Here is a 253-nt window from a genome sequence, read left to right on the forward strand (position 1 = left end):
TGCAGTGATAAGTACACAGTTAGCATTCGCAATGTTTGCTTTTTTGATCGTGTCGTCTTCGGTAGCGTCACCTTGGATAAAGTGTACTGGATATTCTTTATACGTTAATTTGTTTACGGTTTTATCTATTACGACGATTCTTCTGCCTGGATAATACTCTAAGACGAGTTTCATAAGTTGTCTCGTGCGTTCATTCCAACCAACAAATATGAAGTGATCATGTCCATTAAATGCTAAGCGACCATTCTCTAGA

At 37.9% G+C, this 253-nt stretch carries 1 protein-coding gene; it reads right to left on the minus strand.

The annotated features are described in order from the left end of the window. Nucleotides 1-210, minus strand: a 210-nt coding sequence (locus P8629_RS12940) for an NAD-binding protein (RefSeq protein WP_442908716.1), incomplete at its 3' end; no start/stop codon positions are given. Nucleotides 211-253: the final 43 nt, after the last annotated feature.

This window comes from Hydrogenovibrio sp. 3SP14C1 (genome assembly GCF_029625905.1).
GTDB lineage: Bacteria > Pseudomonadota > Gammaproteobacteria > Thiomicrospirales > Thiomicrospiraceae > Hydrogenovibrio.